We start from the raw sequence: 17,841 nt of genomic DNA, 5'->3' as shown, positions 1-17,841 counted from the left end.
CAGAGTCATTCACACAAACCTAAAAGCTTAGCCTTTGCTACCGCTTGCGTCCTGCGTTCAACCCGCAGTTTTCCGTGTATGCGACGAGTGTGGGTTTTAACAGTATGTAATGAGATAAACAGAGCGTCGGCAATTTCTTGATTGGAATGACCGAGCGCAATCAACTTCAGCACTTGTAACTCACGCTGACTTAATGTTTCCGTCGCCTCCGCACGACTACACAGTTGCTGGCAGGACAATAGCGACGTCTGCTCGTCTTGCAACAATAACGGCTGACGCCGGCGTAACTCATTTAACGCCTGAAATGTCTGATACCGAGCAACGTTGCGCAGGCCTTCCTGACACACATCAATGGCCTTTGTGGTATGACCGTCGCACCACAGCACTTCGGCCAGGGCCAGTTGTAATTCGGTGGCAAGCGCAAACATTCCACGCGCGTGCGCCTGCTTCATCAATGACTCAAGTTGTGGTGCTGCCTCCACTGCATCTGGCTGCGACCGATCCCTGGCGATGATCAACAAATACTCAATGCGCGGAATCAGCTCCAGCGTGGCCGGCGGAGCTTGTCGCGCCTGCGGCCCGCGATAGTGATTGAGTACTCGACTCAGGGCTTCGCGCGCCAGTTCGGCACGTCCCTGTTGCAACCAGAAATGACTGCTGATCTGTAACAACACGCCCCGGTAAACCGTGTCCGGTATATGTCGCTGCTGCATCAGCCGTTCGGCATCGCGCAAACGTACAAAAGCCCGAGTGTAATCGCCCCGGTTGGCCGCCAATTGAGCCTGACCGAGATACCCATACAACACACGCTTGTCGTGACTGCGCAGACAGTCATCCAGGCCGCGCTGAAAAAACACGGCAGCCTGTTCTTCCTGCCCCATGCTCAATGCCAATCGCCCCTGGCGCAGAGCGATACGCCCGAGCAACGGCGTCGGCCGCTGCGCCTGCTGGCAGAGCAATTCATGCATATTTGCCAACAGGCTTTGCGCACGGGCCGGGGATCCGCGCTGCTCCAGCAGTTGCGCGTGATCGAGCTCAAGCAAGCCTTCAAACAGCAAGGCCCCTTGGGCACGAGCCAGGCACAGGGCTTCACGATTGATTGCTTGTGCCAGCTCCATCTCGCCGCATAACAGTGCTTGCTGAGTCTGCCCGGACAGGCACAACAAACGTGCCTGCCAGGCGTCCGTCCCCAGCTCCGCCAAGGCTTGTCGGAAATGCTCACTCGCAGCATCCATCCGCCCCTGCAAATGCAGCAACCAACCCTGCTGCGCCTGCCACCGTGCAATCAATTGCCGCTGCAAGATCGCCGATGGCTGCGGGGTGAATCGTGCCAACTGCTCGATGCAATCGGCGGCTTGCTCAAACCGGCCGGCAAATAACGACGCGGCCGTAATCAGCCCGACCAGTTGCGGCGAACCGAACATCAGCGCATCGCCTTGTTGCTCGTATAACCGCAACAACAGCACGACCGTTTGCTCCTCGAACAAATGCTCGAAACTGAAATGCTGCAACAGGCTGACCGCGACCTCGAACTCTTCGGCCAACAAGGCCTGTTCGAACGCCGCTTTCCAGTCCAGCTCGGCGGCAAACCATTGACAGGCGCGGCGATGCCAGGAACGTCCGGCCGGCCATTGTTCATCACGCATCAATTGCGTGAGTGGAGGGAAGATCTGCAGCCAGTCGGCCGACTCTTGCCAGGGCTCGATAAAGCACCCCAGATCCTGCAACGTCTTCAGGCATTGCGCGCCCTCCCCTGCGCCAAACAGGTGATCGCACAGACGTGCATTGAAGCGAGGTAAATGCGCGAGTACCCGCCAGGCCTCCGTCAACTCAGGGGTCAGGCTGGTGAACAGTTCGTGTTCGAGGTAATCGAGCAATGTGTCAGTTCGGCTGTGATGCGGGTCGTTGCGCGACCAGTCACATTTTTGCAGTAGCGCGACGCGTACCCCAGCACACCAACCTCCGCTGAGCTGGATAATCTTGCTGGCGGCGGTGCTGGCATCGGCCGGTGTCAGGTGGCGCAACAGCGAGGCAATCTCGGTTTGATTGAAAGCTAGCGTGGCACGCTCGCATTCGTACAAATCATCATCGAGCAGCAACCGCGGCCAGTTGCATTGCGGGCGACGGCGGGCGCCCAGCCACCAGGTCAGCGCCGGGCTGCTGACGGCCAGCATGCGATCCAGCAGCTGATCGAGTTCCGGGTTCGGAACGCGGCAATAGTCATCGAGAAACAGCCAGGTCGGCGCCTGCAATCGAGCCAGCGCGCCGAGCATCGCCGGCTCTTCTGACGAAGCCAGCCCCAGCGCTTCTGCCACATTCTGACGAAAATCCGCCGCGCTCATCACCCTGCCCGACAACGGCAACCAGCACACCCGGCACTGCGGCGGCGCCTGCAACAGGCAGTCGGCAAGCAGCGCCGACTTGCCACTGCCAGCGGGTGCGCAGATCAATTTCACCCGCGCGGTAGACGCCAGCAACGGCTCGCTCAAGCGCTCACGCGACAGGTGATGAGAAGACAGACGGGGCAGGAATCCGGAACGGTCCAGACACGGAGTCATGGCGGTCATTGCAGCGTGCCTTTTTATAGTTGTGAGGCCACCCTAGACCTGTCTAACCCGCTTGTTGAGAAGTATTCAGGGCGTTGATCGACAACCATAAAAAAGGCGACCCGTCGGTCGCCTTTTGCACGGTGAATGTATAAAGCCCTTACCGAACGCCCTCTGCACGCAACGCCGATGGCGTGTAGTCGGCAATCTTGGCTTCGAAGCCAAACTCGAAACTGTGCTTCTCTTCGTTCTTCATCCCCAGCGCAATGTACCGGCCGGCAATGATGTCGTAGAGCGCTTCCAGCGTGTACGCCTGGGCCTGGTGATCGTAGTAATACTGTGCGTGCCCCTCAGCCACTCGCCACAGTTGCCCGCGACCGTCGTAGTGATCCACCAGCGCTGCTTGCCAGCTGTCTTCGTCGATGTACATGTGGCGCTTGGCGTAGATATGGCGCTCACTCGGCTTGACCGTGCCGATCACTTCCCAGACGCGGTGCAGTTCATAACGGGTCAGGTCCTGATTGATGTGGCCGGCCTTGACGATGTCGTCGTACTTGAGGCTCGGCGAGTCGAGTTTGTAGCTGTTGTAGGGAATGTACATTTCCTTCTTGCCGACCAGTTTCCAGTCGTAACGATCCGGCGCACCGGAGAACAGGTCGAAGTTGTCTGACGTGCGCAGACCGTCAGCGGCGGTGCCCGGGCCGTCATAGGCCACTTGTGGGGCGCGACGTACACGACGCTGGCCGGCGTTGTAGATCCACGCCAGACGCGGTTCCTTCACCTGATCGAGGGTTTCGTGCACCAGCAGCACGTTACCGGCCAGACGCGCTGGGGCGGTGACCGACTGTTTGAAGAAGGTCAGCACGTTGGCGGATTTGTCCGCGTCCAGGTCCTTCATCAATTGCGGGACGGCAATTTCTTCTTCGAAGCGGATCGGCGTGTAGCTGCCGTTCGTTTGCGGGGTCACTTGGGTGATGATGCGTTTGACGTTACCGCCGTGGTAACGGGTGATGTGGTTCCACAGCACTTCAACGCCGGTCTTCGGAATCGGGAACGCGTAGTAGCGGTTGCCGGTGAACCCGGCCAGGCCGTTACCGTCGTTGATGGTGGTCACGTTCAGCGCACTGCGCTTGGCTGACTCGTAGATTTCCGGCGGCACGGCTACGGTGCGGTGGGTCGGGTAGACCGGGATCTTGTAGGTTTGCGGGTAGCGTTTGAACATCGCCACCTGGCCTTCCGATAGTTTGTCCTTGTACTTGTCGACGTTCGCCGGGGTGATCACGAACAGCGGTTTTTCACTGGCGAACGGGTCAGCCAGGAAACCTTTGCTGTCCACCGCAGCGGCGTTTTTCGGCAGGCCACCGGTCCAGGCCGGGATCGAGCCGTCAGCGTTGCCGGCCTTCTCGGCGCCCAGCGGCGTGAGGCTGGTGCCGAGTTTGTTGGCTTCTTCCGGCGATACCGCCGCCATCACGTTGGCAGCCAGCAAGCTCAGGGCCAGGGCGCCGCATTGCAGAATCATCTTGCGCATTGAAATCATCCTTCTCAGCCAGATCAGAAGTTCACGCCGAAGCTCAGTGCCACGAAGTCGCGGTCTTCGAGGACGTTGTAGTCACCGCCAAAGAAGTCGGTGTAACTGAGGCTCGCGGTGTAGGTGTTGCGATAGTCGGCATCGACGCCGACGCTGACCGCCTTGACGCCTTCGTTGAACAGCCCGTTGGGGCCGTAACCGGCAACGTCATGGGACCAGGACAGGTTGGGCTTGAGGTTGACCCCGGCGAACACGTCGGCGTAATCGAGGATCGCCCGGGCGCGATAGCCCCACGAGGTCGAAGTGACAAAGCCTTCGGTGTCGCCACCAAAACCGTACTGGCCGTAGACCGAGTCGCGGCCATAACGCAGTTGGCTACGCCCCTCCAGGCCACCGACGTGAACCACCGCTGCTTCGCCCACCACGGTCAGTCGTTGCGCGCCCAGTACCTGATCGAAGAACTGCGTCAGGGTGCTCTGGATCTGCGTGACTTCCTTACGGCGGTAGCCTTTGTTGTCGGCGCCAGGCGTGGTGGCAATCGGTGATGCCGCACCGCCGGCAATCGGGTTGATCAAGGCCAGGGTCAGGTCGTTGGTGTTGACCTGTACCGGGGCGTTGGGGCGATAGCTGATCTCACCGCTCCACGCCGTGCCGGTCGGCAAGGTGGTGGAGAAGCTCGCGCCATACAGACGAATGTCTTCCGGGTAATCGAGGTAATACTGGCCGCGACCGAGCATCACGCTCTGCGCCAGCCCCGCACCGCTACCCGGTGCCAGGCGGTTGGCGATGCCAACCATGCCCGGCAGACTGGCCAGTGTCGACGCGCCGGCCGTGACGGTGCCCACCGTCGGTGTGCGGCTGTGGTAGTTCATGAAGTACAGGCCGTACTCGGTGTCATCACCGAGCCAGCGCAACGCGGTGCCCCACTGTCCGGAGTCCCGCGCATCGCGGTCGCCACCACGGGGAACGACCACGCCTTCGCGGGTCACTTGAATCGGTTGGCCAAACGCGGCTGCCAGCGGCGCCAAAGGAGCAATCGCCGGGCTGCCGACGGTGTAGTTGTTGTTGCAACCGTCCGCTGCCACGTCGACAGCGAAGAACGTGCCGCAGTTGTCGAGAACGGTCTGGTCCCACTCCAGTTGGTAGAACCCGTCGACCGAGAGCTGATCCGTCAGGCCCTGGGAAACGTACAGCATGTTCACGGGGATCAGGCCTTCCTTGATCTCTGCACCGGGGCGGCGAAACGCAGAAACGTCGATCGGGTTGATGCTGTTGATCGAGTTGCCGATGAAGGTACTTTCACCCCAGCTCACTACTTGCTTGCCGGCGCGCACGCTGCCCGGAAGTTCAGCGATGGAGTAGTTGTGATAAACGAAGGCGTCGAGGATTTGCGCGCCGGAAGACTTGGCGCCTTCCTTGCGGCCGTGGTCGCTGATTTGTTTGAAAGGACGATCTTCGTCCTGCAATTCGAAGTCGTACCAGTACTTGCCCCGCACGAACACACCGCTGTCGCCATACTTCAATTCGAGGTCGTGGATGCCCTTGACGATTTTGGAAAAGGTTTCGCCCTTCCCGAAGTTCTGCCGGCCGTCATCACCGGTCGATGACTGCCCGGTCCCGCCGTTGACAGTGCCCACCAACGATTTCTCGGCATCGCGCATGCCCCAACTCGCGCCGACGGACAGTGAGGAGTCAAACGTGCCCTCGATCTCGCCGATATTGAATGAAACAGCCTGCGCCTGGGCACAGCAACCCAAGGCCACCGCAGCGGCCAGCGCATGCGGTTTGAAGATGGCGCGCATTGTTGTTTTTGTCATGCGTCTTCCCCGGTGAGTGACAGAAGGCCCCACCCTACTGCCGCAAACGGGGAGCGATAAGCGCACCAAGGAGGTATTCGCGGTGTACCTCTAAAGGATGAATGACCAGACGGGGGGCGGCTTTGCGCCGGGCATGGATGGGCTGGATGGAGGGTTATCAGCCAAATGCATGGGCAAGGTGAATGCCGTCCTATAGCAACGCGAGGCTGCGTCCGGCAGCCTCGCGCTGCTCGACAGCTGCTACATGGGGGTGGTGGGCAGGGACTGTTACCCAGGCTGCAACACTGCATGTCGCGAATTGCTATTTTTCCTTAGGGCTCAACGGCTTATTCTTGCCGGGCTTTCACGGTGACCCGCCGGACAGCACGAAGCCATGACGTGTGATCACCCCACGCCATTGGCGAGAGAATCCAGATGAATCGACGTTTTTCGATTGATCGCCCCGTGTATACAGACGTTGATTTGTAGCTCCTGATCCAACGTCTTACTTGGCCGCTGCGTTTGCAGCGGCCTTTTTTATGGGCGACATTCCAAAATTAGAAGGCTGACAAAGGAGCAGAGTTGTAGCGGGTTCTCTTTATACCTTTACGCTAATCGAATGCACTGCTATCGGTGGCAGTCCAACTTTATTTATCCCCCCTACAGATACTTCGGAAAGCGACTACAGGACTCGGTAAACACGCGAAGCGCAACAGCCATTAAGGTTAATTACAGCTCAGCCATTAATACTAAATACGGCTGACTTAAATTTAATTAACCACGAGTCGCTTTTCATGAAACCCATCATCTACAACAAACACCACGCCACCCAGAGTTCCAACAGCCGAGTACGGTTTCTAATCTTTCACTACACGGCGGGCAACTTCTCCAGTTCGGTCAATGCATTGACCGGCCCGAATGTCAGCGCACACTATCTGGTTCCTGACATCACCGATCCGAGCTACTTGAACGCAGGTTATACCGGACAGGAAGTCTTCAGCCTCGTCGACGAAACCAAACGTGCCTGGCACGCGGGTGTCAGTCAGTGGGGCAACCGCAGCAGTCTGAATGACACCTCTATCGGTGTCGAAATCGTTAACCTGGCGACGTTCAGCCAGGGGGTGTTCAATTTCCCGCCGTATCAGCCAGAACAAATTGTCGCGTTTGAACAACTGGCGCTGAACATCCTTGAGCGCTATCCGGATATCAGCCCGACCCATGTCCTGGGTCACTCTGACGTTGCGGTCGGTCGCAAGAGTGATCCGGGGCCGAAATTTCCCTGGCATGCCCTGTATTTGAAAGGCATTGGCGCCTGGTTCGACGACGCGACCCGCGACACCTATTTGCAGCAATACAACGAAGCCGGGATTCCAGCCCGAACCGAATTGCTCAAGCAGTTCAAAACCTATGGCTATGACGTTTCAAATGCGTCTACCGATCAAGGCTTCACGCAATTGGTTCGAGCCTTTCAGTTGCACTTTCGCCCTGAAACATATGACGGAATCATGGACGTGCAAACGGCGGCGAATCTGGCCGCGTTGGTTCGCAAGTACTTTGCTTGATAACCGATGCAACCCCGAACACTAAGCACCAGCAAGGTCGTCAACGGTGACCTTGCTGGTCTCCATCAAAGGGAATACTTCTGCAAATTCCCCATCATTTCCTTCAGCGCTTCAATATTGTCCTTAGGATGCGCCGCCCCCTCAAAATCACAAATCTGCTCCCACTGCGCCGCCACATCCTCCGGCGAGAACCCCACCCGCGGATCAAACCCGGCGCCGAGGCTGCGTTCCCAGCGCACCTTGCCCATCCAGCCGCCACCGACTTCAAACAACCCGGAAGTCTCCTTGCAGTTTTCACTGGCCAGGTACACCACCAGCGGGCTGACCAGTTCCGGTTTGAGTTGTTCGAACACTTGCGGCGGGATCAGGCCTTCGGTCATGCGCGTGCCGCCAGTCGGTGCGATGGCGTTGACCAAAATGTTGTTCTTGCGCCCTTCGATGGCCAATGTACGAGTCAGGCCATAGAGGCCGAGTTTGGCCATGCCGTAGTTGGACTGGCCGAAGTTGCCGTAGATGCCGGAGGTCGACGCGGTGAAGATCACGCGGCCATAGTTTTGCTCACGCATATGCGGCCAGGCGGCGCGGGTGACTTTGTAGGCGCCTTCGACGTGGACGCGGTAAACCAGGTCCCAGTCGGCGTCGTCCATTTTGTGGAAAGTCTTGTCGCGCAGGATTCCGGCGTTGTTGACCACCACATCGACACGGCCGAACACATCGAGCGCGTGCTGGACGATTTTGTCGCCGTCGGTGACGGAATCATGGTTGGCTTCGGCAATGCCGCCGGCCTCGCGAATCTCGGCCACCACGCGGTCTGCTGCGGACGCGTTGGCGCCCTCGCCTTGCGCCGAACCGCCGAGATCGTTGACCAGCACTTTGGCGCCCTGTTTGGCGAACAGCAGCGCATGTGCCCGGCCCAGGCCGCCGCCTGCACCGGTGACGATCACGACTTTTTCTTCGAAGCGCACAGACTCATTCATGGGGGGAACTCCAGCAGACCAGGGACAATAAGCCCGAGTGTCAGGCACGGCGCTGCGGGTCACAATGAACAGGGGTGGGGCTGAATGGTGCCCGATAAGGCAGGGGGATAATCAGGAGTACGCGAACCGGCGCGGCGGCAAAATCAGCCGATCACGAAACTCCAGGTAGTGCTTGAGCACCTGGGTTGGCGCCTCGGTCTGTGGGTAATGGCCAATCTCGGCCAGCAGGACCGTGTCCGGGTTGGGGATCAGCTCCCGATAGCGCGCAACCATGTGTGCACCGGAAATCGGATCAACCTCGCCATCAATGACGCGCAACGGCACTTCACCGCGCTGCATGGCGTCGACCCATCGATCGCGATGGACCCGACGCTCCGGGATATAGGTGATGAGCTTGTGCATGATTCGAGGGCCATGATTGCTGTCGACCAGCCCCCAGAAATCATCCATCTCACTTTCAGTCGGCCGGGTCATCCGCCCGAAAATCTGCCGAAAGCTCTTCACCAGCGCGTCACGCGTGAAAGCGCGGCCAATCATCCAGCCCAAGGGGCTGAGCAGCAGTTTTTGCGCCAGCAGCGGACGATGGGTTTCGGGAAACAGGCCACCGTTGAGAAACACGCAACTGGCGAGGTGAATGCGGGTTTCGTAATGCCGGGCCAACAGTTCCTGCGCCACGCTGTCGCCATAGTCGTGGGCCAGTACGTGCACCGGTTGCGTGACACTCAAATGCGCCAGCAACGCCTGTTGCAAATCGGCCTGTTCGAGCAGGCTGTATTCGTGGTCGACCGGTTTGGCAGAGTCGCCGAAGCCGAGCATGTCGCAGGCAATCACCCGATAGCGCTGCGCCAGTGGTTGCCACAAGTAATGCCAATCCCAACTGGCGGTCGGAAAGCCATGGATGAGCAACAGCGGCTCACCCTGCCCGGCCGTCCAATAGCGAATGGTCTGGCCGCGGAATACAAACGTCTGGCCGCGTTTGCGCCAGACACACAGGGGGATCTCGGCGAGTGGCATTAGAGTTTATAACCCGGGTCTTGTTGATCGAGTTTGCGTAGCAGCGCCGGCCAGGCCAGCGCGCCACCCATCCCTTGAGCACTTTTGGTCACGCCGGCGATCATCGCCTTGGCGCCCGCCAGAATCTGCGGTTCGATGGCGATCAATTCGGCACCGCCATTCTGTGCCAGCACCTGGATATCGCAGGCGCGCTGGAAGGTAAACATCATCAGAAATGTATCGGCGATGGTGCTGCCACAGGTCAACAGACCGTGGTTATGCAGCATCAGGAAATTATTTTCACCGAGGTCGGCTTGCAGGCGTGCCTTCTCTTCATGGTTCAGCGCCACGCCTTCATACGCGTGATACGCCAGGCTAGACAGGACAAACAAGGATTGCTGACTGATCGGCAGAATGCCCTGCTTTTGCGCCGAGACCGCAACGCCCGCCGCGGTGTGGGTATGCAACACACAAACGACATCGTGGCGAACTTCATGCACGGCGCTGTGAATGGTGTAACCCGCAGGGTTGATCTCGTAAGGACTGTCCATCAGCTTGTTGCCGGCCTGATCGACCTTGACCAGGCTAGACGCAGTGATTTCGTGAAACATCAGCCCGAACGGGTTGATCAGAAAATCTTCGGTGCCCGGCACCTTGGCCGAGATGTGCGTAAAGATCAGATCGTCCCAGCCATGCGCGGCGACCAAACGATAACAGGCCGCCAGATCGACGCGAGTTTGCCACTCGGCGGCACTGACCTGACCTTTGACACTGTGGGGCGACTGGACGGGAGCAACATTCACGGCAAGACCTCCTGTTCTTATTGTTGTGCTGTCGTAACAGCAGTCTAGTCGCCCCCGGTCTTCGTGTAGTTGCATTGGCAGCCAGCTTGATGGCCTAGCGAGTCAGTGACGCAATGAGCCTGGATCCATGTCAAAGGACCGACGCCAGTAACCCTGTAGTGAACAGACTCAGCGACCTCGTCAGAAGTATGACGAGCCTCATCTTCAGCGCAAAACGCTGACCAATTCCGCCAGCCACGGCTCGGCATCGGCTTCCGGGGTCACTGTTTCGCTGGCATCCAGACGCAGCATCGGCTGCACTTCACGCAGCCCCAGTTCACTGAACAGTTCGCGCATTTGCTCGCCGCCACCGCAGAAGGTATCGCCATAGCTCGCATCGCCCAAGGCGATGACCGCTCCCGGCAGACCACGCCAGGCGGCGGGCAATTGATCGCGAATCATCGAATACAGCGGTTGCAGGTTGTCCGGCAATTCACCCATACCGGTGGTCGACGTCACCGCCAGAAACGCTTGCGGTTCGAACGCCAGGACATCGGCCAGTGAAGCGCGCGGGTTGTGCAGGGTTTCAAAACCGGCGGCTTTCAAAATATTCACGGCATGACGGGCGACTTCTTCAGCCGTGCCGTACACCGAGCCGGAAATAATGGCGACTTTCATCAATCTGATCCTGGAACTGAGTGAAAGACCGGATATTAACAGCAGGACCTGCATTGTTCTTTTAGAATGCAACACACCCTCAAACCGGAAAGGACTCTCCGATGATCAATGCTCAACTGCTGCAAATGGTGATCAACGCTTCCAACGACGGCATCGTGATTGCCGAAAAGGAAGGCGATCAGGACAACATCCTGATTTACGTCAACCCGGCGTTCGAACGACTGACGGGTTACACCAGCGAAGAAATCCTCTATCAAGATTGTCGTTTCTTGCAGTCCGGCGACCGGGATCAGGAAGCGCTTCCAACCATACGCGACGCGTTGGACAAGGAAGGATCCTGCCGGGAAATCCTCAGGAACTACCGCAAGGACGGCACGCCTTTCTGGAACGAACTCTCGCTGTCGACGGTGAAAAACTCGAGCGACGGGCAGACTTACTTCGTCGGCGTGCAAAAGGACGTCACGACGCAAGTCAAAGCGCAGCAGCGTGTTGTGCAACTGGAAGCACAGTTGGCCGAGGCGCTCGCTGAACTATCTGCGTTGAAAGCGACGAACGGCGCAAACAAAACTGCGAATTAAGTGTCATTAACTACAATCACCAATGCCTTTGTAACTATATCTTTCGAGCAAGCCATGCAGCGCGACGCACTCCTCACTCAGGATGAGCTGGATTTCATCCAGACCATGCAACACAACCCGCAGCTCAATGTGCGGGATGCGACGTCGAGTCTGCTCGTCAACGGTGGTTCGCAGATCCGTGATTTGCTCACGCGCCTCGCTGCTCATGAGCAAGTCACCATCCAGGCCAATTTCGAAAACCAGCAAATGACCTTCCCCCTGCACCTGGTGGAAGACGAGTTTCATGCGCTGCATTTGCGTCTGGGTGTGCCAAGCATTTACGAAGACGGGCCAATGGTTCGCCCTTGGCGCCTGGTTCTGGAAGAACCGGTGGCGCTGGAAAACGCCAAAGGCCAGCCTGGCACGATGTATGTGCATGAAGTGTCGTGCAAAGGGGTTTTGCTGGAAATGCGCAACAAGACCAAGCCGCCCAAGCATTTTGCCTTGTGGTTCAGCCCGTCAGGCTATGAGCGGATTGCATTGCGCGGCAGCTTTGAGCGTGAAACCGAACAGGGTTTTTACGCTTACGAGTTGAGTCAGTCTGACAAGGACGAAACCGAACGTCTGCGCCAGTACATCCTTCAGCAACACCGCCTGACACACCCTGCCCTACATATCTGAATTTCAGGTATCCAGATTTCCCGCCAGGAACTGTTTCAGACGCTGGCGCATCACCGCCCCCTCATTCCCAAGACATCCGATCGACGACCCGGCCAGGCTTTCCTGAGCCAGTTCCGACGCGTCGCCGGCGAGCAACAACCGACAATCCAGGCTCATGGCCAGGCGATTTAGCCGCCGAGGCAATTCTGCGGTCGGCGCGTGATTGGACACCAACACCAAGGCCTGGGGTTTGACCCGCTCACAGATCAGGGTCAACTCGTCGAAGGGCTGACCAATCGCCAGCAACTGAATCGCCGAATCGACGCTGCTCAAATACAGCGCAGTGACCAGGACTTCCAACTCACGGGCCTGGTCGGCCAAGGCACAGACAATGATTCGACGCGGTTGCATGACACGCACCAGCAGCAGCCGTTGCAACACGCGAGAACGTAGAAAGCCGTCCAGAAAAAGCCATTTGCTGGTCAGGCCGAAGGCTTCATGCTGGTGCAGCAATTGCTTCCAGAGCGGCAGCAAAATGTCCTCGAACACCACTGAGAGCGGGTAACTGGAGAAGATCTGCCCATAAACCTGCTCCAACAGAACCTCGTCAAAGGCCTTCACCGCCGACAGGACTTGCTCCCGCCATTGCTCATAATCAGCGTGAACGAGTTCGTTGGGAATGATCTGCGCCAGCGCCTTGAGCGGTTCGATCTTGGCCAGGATCTTGCCAACCTTGCTGACCGCGACGCCGCGCTCGATCCAGCCAAGAATGCTGCGAACGCGCTCGATATCGGCCATCGAGTACAAACGATGCCCACTTTCAGTGCGCGTGGGCTGGATCAGACCATAACGCCGCTCCCAGGCACGCAGCGTAACCGGGTTGATACCCGTCAGCCGCGCCACCTCGCGAATGGGAAAGAGTTCTTCCCGATCCAGGGAAATATTCGAATGCGAGACAGAAGTAGCGTCAGTCTGGACAGGCATCGGAGAGTCGACGTCCACAAGCAAATTGGATCCCATTTTAACCCTCATTCCCCCCGACTGTTCAAGGGTTTAATAATAGACAGACGCCTCTGGTGAAATATTCATAATCAGGAATAATCCTTGCTTGTCTCAAGTCGCAGCCCACCACCCCGGTGCTGTGCCTGGCGAAACGCCTACCCGGTGTAACGCAAACGTCTACGGAGATACATGATGTCTACCTCACCCGTCACGCTGATGGTTGCGCGCCGCGTTGCCGAAGGGCGCTATCAGGACCTGATGGCCTGGTTGCGCGAAGGCGAACAACTGGCTACCGATTTCCCCGGTTATCTGGGCTCTGGCGTGCTCGCTCCGCCGCCCGACGATGACGAATTCCAGATTATTTTCCGCTTTGCCGACGAGCAGACCATGCACGCCTGGGAACACTCTGCGTCGCGCACGGCCTGGCTGGCGCGCGGCAGTGACCTGTTCGCCCACAAGACCGAACATCGCGTCAGCGGCATTGAAGGCTGGTTCGGCGCGGTCGGTCAGCGCCCGCCACGCTGGAAACAGGCGGTGGCGATCTGGTTGGCGTTCTTTCCGGTGTCCCTGCTGTTCAACGTTATCCTCGGGCCTTTGCTGAACGAAGTGAGCCTGTTGCCACGGGTGCTTGTCAGCACGCTGTGCCTGACGCCGTTGATGGTCTACTTCTTCATTCCCTTGTCGACCCGTCTGCTGGCCAACTGGCTGAACAGCACACCGGCACGGCCATTGACCGTCCAGCCTTCCACGCAGAACCGCTAAGCCGTCACCAACCTAGGTACACGCCTCCCGTCGCTGGTATAGTTTTGCTCTTACCGCGACGCGAGCCGTTCATGACCTCTTCCGCAGCCCCCATCCTCATCACCGGTGCCGGCCAGCGTGTCGGCCTGCATTGTGCGCAGCGTTTGATTGAAGACGGCCATCGGGTGATCTTCAGCTACCGCAGCGAACGCCCGGGCGTCCAGGCATTGCGCGATCTGGGCGCCGTCGCTGTGTTTGCCGACTTTTCCACTGAAGCCGGGATCCACGCGTTCATCACCGACCTGAAAACCCACACCGACAGCCTGCGGGCGATTATCCACAACGCCTCCGAATGGCTGAGCGAAACACCGGACAACGACGCCGCCGCCTTCACCCGCATGTTCAGCGTGCACATGCTTGCGCCCTACCTGATCAACCTGCACTGTGGCGACTTGCTGCAACGCTCACACCCGGCGGACATTGTGCACATCAGCGATGACGTGACCCGCAAGGGCAGCAGCCGGCACATCGGCTACTGCGCCAGCAAAGCCGGACTCGACAGCCTGACCCTGTCCTTCGCCGCGAAATACGCGCCGACAATCAAGGTCAACGGTATCGCGCCGGCCCTGCTAATGTTCAATCCCGAGGACGACGCGGCGTACCGCGCCAAGGCGTTGGCCAAGTCCGCGCTGGGCATCGAACCTGGCAGCGAAGTGATCTACCAGAGCCTGCGCTACTTGCTCGACAACCCGTATGTCACCGGCACCACCCTGACCGTCAATGGCGGAAGGCACATCAAATAAGATGCCCCGCGAGGATGTTCCATGACGCTGATCCTGCCGCAGAACACGCTGCCCCAAAGCTACCGCGAGATTCTCATCGGTCTCGGTGAAAACCCGGATCGCGAAGGCCTGATCGACACCCCGGCGCGCGCGGCCAAAGCCATGCAGTACCTCTGCCATGGCTACGAACAAAGTGTCGAAGAGATCGTCAATGGCGCGCTGTTCGCCTCTGACAATGATGAAATGGTCATCGTCGACAACATCGAACTGTACTCGCTCTGCGAACATCACCTGCTGCCCTTCATCGGCAAGGCCCATGTGGCTTATATTCCAACGGGCAAGGTGCTGGGCCTGTCGAAAATTGCGCGGCTGGTGGACATGTTCGCCCGTCGCCTGCAAATCCAGGAAAACCTCACCCGGCAAATCGCCGATGCGGTGCAACAGGTGACCGGTGCGGCAGGCGTCGCGGTGGTCATCGAAGCCAAACACATGTGCATGATGATGCGCGGTGTCGAGAAACAGAATTCAACCATGAACACTTCGGTGATGCTCGGCGCCTTCCGCGAGTCGAGCAACACCCGTCAGGAGTTCCTGCAATTGATTGGACGGAGCACGTCGTAATGTCACAACTTCAACCAGGCATGGCACGTATCCGGGTCAAGGACCTGTGCCTGCGGACCTACATCGGCATCAACGAGGATGAAATCCTCAACAAGCAGGATGTGCTGATCAACCTGACCATCCTGTATGCGGCCCAGGAAGCTGTGCGCGATAACGACATCGATCACGCGCTGAACTACCGGACCATCACCAAGGCAATCATCGCCCATGTCGAAGGCAATCGCTTTGCGCTGCTGGAACGCCTGACCCAGGAAATCCTCGATCTGGTCATGGCCAACACATCGGTGTTGTACGCCGAAGTCGAAGTCGACAAACCGCACGCCCTGCGATTCGCCGAATCGGTGTCGATTACCCTGGCGGCGAGCCGCTGACCGCGTCTGGCGCATTGTTCGCCAGACTTTTATCATCCGCGCACGATTTGATTGCACAGAGCCCGCCATGACCGATCAACAACGCCTCGAACTTGAAGCTGCCGCCTTTCGCCGGCTGGTGGCCCACCTGGACAGCCGCAAGGATGTGCAGAACATCGACCTGATGAACCTTTCCGGATTCTGCCGTAACTGCCTGTCCAAGTGGTACAAGGCCGCTGCCGACGAACGCCAGATCGACGTCAGCCTCGATGACGCCCGCGAAGTGGTTTACGGCATGCCGTACGCCGAATGGAAAGCCCAATACCAGCAAGAAGCCAGCGCCGAACAACAAGCGGCGTTTGCCAAAGGAAAACCCAATGAGTGATTTGAACACCCTGCGTGCCAGCCTCAAGAGCGGCGAACACGTCTTTGCCGACACCCTGGTCTTCATCGCAGCCGGTTACGACTATCAGCCACAGGCCTTCAACAACGGTGGCGTAGAGAACGCGGCCGGTCAGAACGAAGGTTCGTGCAAGACCCTGGGTCTGGCGCTGCTGGAAGGCCTGAGCGATGAAGAAGCGCTGTTGGCGTTTGGCGAGCATTACCGCTCGGTGGTGGCAACGCCTGAAGGCAGCGACCACGGCAATATCCGTGCATTGATGGCCCATGGGTTGGCTGGCGTGAAGTTCACTCAGCAACCACTGACTCGCCGCTGATCAAAGCCTACACATCACCTCAAAAGCGACACTGAACCTATGGCGAGGGAGCTTGCTCCCGTTGGGCCGCGAAGCGACCCTGCTGACTTTTAAAAAGCAGGGGACCGCTGCGCAGTCCAGCGGGAGCAAGCTCCCTCGCCACAATTGCGTTTCGCTAGCCCCCCCCGTCAGGCAACATCCCGACTTTTAAGATTGACCCGGCCACTTTATTTCGTTTGCCCCAAACCACTGCTCACGGCTTAGATAAAAAGAAGCATCCCTTCTTCAGAGTCGGTCATCCATGAGCAGCGAATCCATCAGCCGGTCGATCAACATCGTTCATCCTGTCACGCTCAGCCACGGCAAAAATGCCGAGGTCTGGGACACCGATGGCAAACGCTACATCGACTTCGTCGGTGGCATCGGCGTGCTGAACCTCGGCCATTGCCACCCGCGCATCGTCGACGCCATTCGCGAACAAGCCACCCGCCTGACCCACTACGCGTTCAACGCCGCCCCGCATGTGCCCTACCTCGAACTGATGGAACGCCTGAGCGCGTTCATGCCGGTCGATTACCCGGTCAGCGGCATGCTCACCAACAGCGGCGCGGAAGCGGCGGAAAACGCCCTGAAGATCGTCCGTGGCGCCACCGGGCGCACCGCCGTGATCGCCTTCGACGGCGCCTTCCACGGCCGCACCCTCGCCACCCTCAACCTCAACGGCAAGGTCGCCCCCTACAAACAGAAAGTCGGCGTGTTGCCAGGGCCGGTGTTTCACCTGCCCTACCCGAGCAAGGACAACGGCGTGACCTGCGCTGAAGCGCTGAAAGCCATGGACCGACTGTTCAGCGTGGAAATCGACGTTGAAGACGTGGCGTGTTTTATCGTTGAACCGGTGCAAGGTGAAGCAGGCTTCCTCGCGATGGACGTGGAGTTCGCTCAAGCGCTGCGCACGTTCTGCGATGAAAAGAACATCCTGCTGATCGCCGATGAGATCCAGTCCGGCTTCGGCCGCACCGGCGAGCGCTTTGCGTTTTCGCGACTGGGCATCGAGCCGGATTTGATCCTGCTCGGCAAAAGCATTGCCGGCGGTGTGCCGCTGGGCGCAGTGGTCGGGCGCAAGGCATTGCTCGACACGTTGCCCAAGGGCGGGCTGGGCGGCACTTACTCGGGCAATCCCATCGCCTGCGCCGCCGGATTGGCGACGCTGGATGAAATGACGGATGCCAACCTGCAAGCCTGGGGCGCGCAGCAGGAAGAAGCGATCGTCAGCCGTTACCAAGCCTGGCGCGACAGCAAACTTTCACCGTATCTGGGGCGCTTGACCGGTATTGGCGCGATGCGCGGCATCGAGTTGGCCCATGCTGACGGCACTCCGGCGCCGGCCCAGTTGACGCAATTGCTGGCGTTAGCCCGGGAGGCAGGCTTGCTGCTGATGCCCAGCGGCAAGTCGCGCCACATCATCCGCCTGCTGGCACCGTTGACCACCGAAGCCTCCGTGCTGGAGGAAGGGCTGGACATCCTTGAGGCCTGCCTGAAAAAACTTGACTGACGATAATCGTGGGCACAAA

Annotated in this window: 18 protein-coding genes; 10 read left to right on the top strand and 8 right to left on the bottom strand. The window is 58.8% G+C overall.

Features of this window, described 5'->3' with window-relative positions; all coding sequences use genetic code 11:
• Positions 1 to 5: 5 nt before the first annotated feature.
• The 3 genes from BK660_RS23765 to BK660_RS23755 all read right to left on the bottom strand — a co-directional run bounded on the left by BK660_RS23765 (position 6) and on the right by BK660_RS23755 (position 5,891).
• Positions 6 to 2,567: a LuxR C-terminal-related transcriptional regulator gene (locus BK660_RS23765; protein WP_123435348.1), complete on the bottom strand. Its 2,562-nt coding sequence runs from the start codon at positions 2,565 to 2,567 to the stop codon at positions 6 to 8.
• A gap of 139 nt (positions 2,568 to 2,706) precedes the next feature.
• Positions 2,707 to 4,074, bottom strand: a complete 1,368-nt coding sequence (locus BK660_RS23760) for a DUF1329 domain-containing protein (protein WP_123435347.1) — start codon at positions 4,072 to 4,074, stop codon at positions 2,707 to 2,709.
• Between the two features lie 23 nt (positions 4,075 to 4,097).
• The gene (locus BK660_RS23755) at positions 4,098 to 5,891 is read right to left on the bottom strand and encodes a DUF1302 domain-containing protein (protein ID WP_123435346.1); all 1,794 of its coding nucleotides are present in this window, start codon (positions 5,889 to 5,891) and stop codon (positions 4,098 to 4,100) included.
• Positions 5,892 to 6,664: 773 nt separating this feature from the next.
• On the opposite strand from BK660_RS23755, the gene BK660_RS23750 reads away from it, so the two are divergent.
• Entirely contained in the window at positions 6,665 to 7,432 is a 768-nt protein-coding gene (locus BK660_RS23750) for an N-acetylmuramoyl-L-alanine amidase (RefSeq protein ID WP_123435345.1), read from the top strand.
• 65 nt (positions 7,433 to 7,497) lie between these two features.
• On the opposite strand, the gene BK660_RS23745 is transcribed toward BK660_RS23750, so the two are convergent.
• The 4 genes from BK660_RS23745 to BK660_RS23730 form a co-directional block, all read right to left on the bottom strand.
• Complete coding sequence (locus BK660_RS23745) at positions 7,498 to 8,409, bottom strand: SDR family oxidoreductase (RefSeq protein ID WP_123435344.1); 912 nt, start codon at positions 8,407 to 8,409, stop codon at positions 7,498 to 7,500.
• A gap of 111 nt (positions 8,410 to 8,520) precedes the next feature.
• A complete protein-coding gene (locus BK660_RS23740; RefSeq protein ID WP_123435343.1) occupies positions 8,521 to 9,423 on the bottom strand; it encodes an alpha/beta fold hydrolase in 903 nt (300 codons plus the stop codon).
• Positions 9,423 to 10,205 carry a class II aldolase/adducin family protein gene (locus tag BK660_RS23735; RefSeq protein ID WP_123435342.1) on the bottom strand — a complete coding sequence of 261 codons (783 nt, stop codon included), beginning with the start codon at positions 10,203 to 10,205 and terminating at the stop codon, positions 9,423 to 9,425. Before BK660_RS23735 ends, BK660_RS23740 begins: the two co-directional genes overlap by 1 nt.
• A 204-nt stretch (positions 10,206 to 10,409) precedes the next feature.
• Positions 10,410 to 10,862, bottom strand: coding sequence for a flavodoxin (locus tag BK660_RS23730; RefSeq protein WP_123435341.1), 453 nt, complete (start codon positions 10,860 to 10,862; stop codon positions 10,410 to 10,412).
• A gap of 101 nt (positions 10,863 to 10,963) precedes the next feature.
• Between BK660_RS23730 and BK660_RS23725 the strand changes: the two genes are divergently transcribed.
• Positions 10,964 to 11,440, top strand: coding sequence for a PAS domain-containing protein (locus BK660_RS23725; protein ID WP_123435340.1), 477 nt, complete (start codon positions 10,964 to 10,966; stop codon positions 11,438 to 11,440).
• A gap of 54 nt (positions 11,441 to 11,494) precedes the next feature.
• Positions 11,495 to 12,100: a hypothetical protein gene (locus BK660_RS23720; RefSeq protein ID WP_123435339.1), complete on the top strand. Its 606-nt coding sequence runs from the start codon at positions 11,495 to 11,497 to the stop codon at positions 12,098 to 12,100.
• A 3-nt stretch (positions 12,101 to 12,103) separates the two neighbouring features.
• Here BK660_RS23720 and BK660_RS23715 read toward each other — a convergent pair whose 3' ends face one another.
• The gene (locus BK660_RS23715; protein WP_259698529.1) at positions 12,104 to 13,063 is read right to left on the bottom strand and encodes a MerR family transcriptional regulator; all 960 of its coding nucleotides are present in this window, start codon (positions 13,061 to 13,063) and stop codon (positions 12,104 to 12,106) included.
• Positions 13,064 to 13,273: 210 nt separating this feature from the next.
• Here BK660_RS23715 and BK660_RS23710 point away from each other — a divergent pair, with 210 nt between their 5' ends.
• The 7 genes from BK660_RS23710 (at position 13,274) to BK660_RS23680 (ending at position 17,822) form a co-directional block, all read left to right on the top strand.
• Positions 13,274 to 13,843 (top strand): antibiotic biosynthesis monooxygenase, encoded by a 570-nt coding sequence (locus BK660_RS23710; RefSeq protein ID WP_123435337.1) that lies wholly within the window; start codon positions 13,274 to 13,276, stop codon positions 13,841 to 13,843.
• Between the two features lie 71 nt (positions 13,844 to 13,914).
• Positions 13,915 to 14,625: a dihydromonapterin reductase gene (folM, locus tag BK660_RS23705; RefSeq protein ID WP_123435336.1), complete on the top strand. Its 711-nt coding sequence runs from the start codon at positions 13,915 to 13,917 to the stop codon at positions 14,623 to 14,625.
• 21 nt (positions 14,626 to 14,646) lie between these two features.
• Positions 14,647 to 15,225 (top strand): GTP cyclohydrolase I FolE, encoded by a 579-nt coding sequence (gene folE, locus BK660_RS23700; protein WP_123435335.1) that lies wholly within the window; start codon positions 14,647 to 14,649, stop codon positions 15,223 to 15,225.
• Complete coding sequence (gene folX / locus BK660_RS23695; protein WP_123435334.1) at positions 15,225 to 15,596, top strand: dihydroneopterin triphosphate 2'-epimerase; 372 nt, start codon at positions 15,225 to 15,227, stop codon at positions 15,594 to 15,596. The genes folE and folX overlap by 1 nt, the downstream gene beginning before the upstream one ends.
• A 67-nt stretch (positions 15,597 to 15,663) precedes the next feature.
• Entirely contained in the window at positions 15,664 to 15,960 is a 297-nt protein-coding gene (locus BK660_RS23690) for a DUF1244 domain-containing protein (RefSeq protein ID WP_007944633.1), read from the top strand.
• Entirely contained in the window at positions 15,953 to 16,291 is a 339-nt protein-coding gene (locus BK660_RS23685) for a HopJ type III effector protein (RefSeq protein WP_123435333.1), read from the top strand. The genes BK660_RS23690 and BK660_RS23685 overlap by 8 nt, the downstream gene beginning before the upstream one ends.
• Before the next feature lie 280 nt (positions 16,292 to 16,571).
• Positions 16,572 to 17,822 (top strand): 2-aminoadipate transaminase, encoded by a 1,251-nt coding sequence (locus BK660_RS23680; RefSeq protein WP_123435332.1) that lies wholly within the window; start codon positions 16,572 to 16,574, stop codon positions 17,820 to 17,822.
• Positions 17,823 to 17,841: the final 19 nt, after the last annotated feature.

It is taken from the genome of Pseudomonas brassicacearum (genome assembly GCF_003732265.1).
Classification (GTDB): domain Bacteria; phylum Pseudomonadota; class Gammaproteobacteria; order Pseudomonadales; family Pseudomonadaceae; genus Aquipseudomonas; species Aquipseudomonas brassicacearum_D.
The sequence above is the reverse complement of the archived record's forward strand: the minus strand, read 5'-3'. Positions and strand labels throughout refer to the sequence as shown.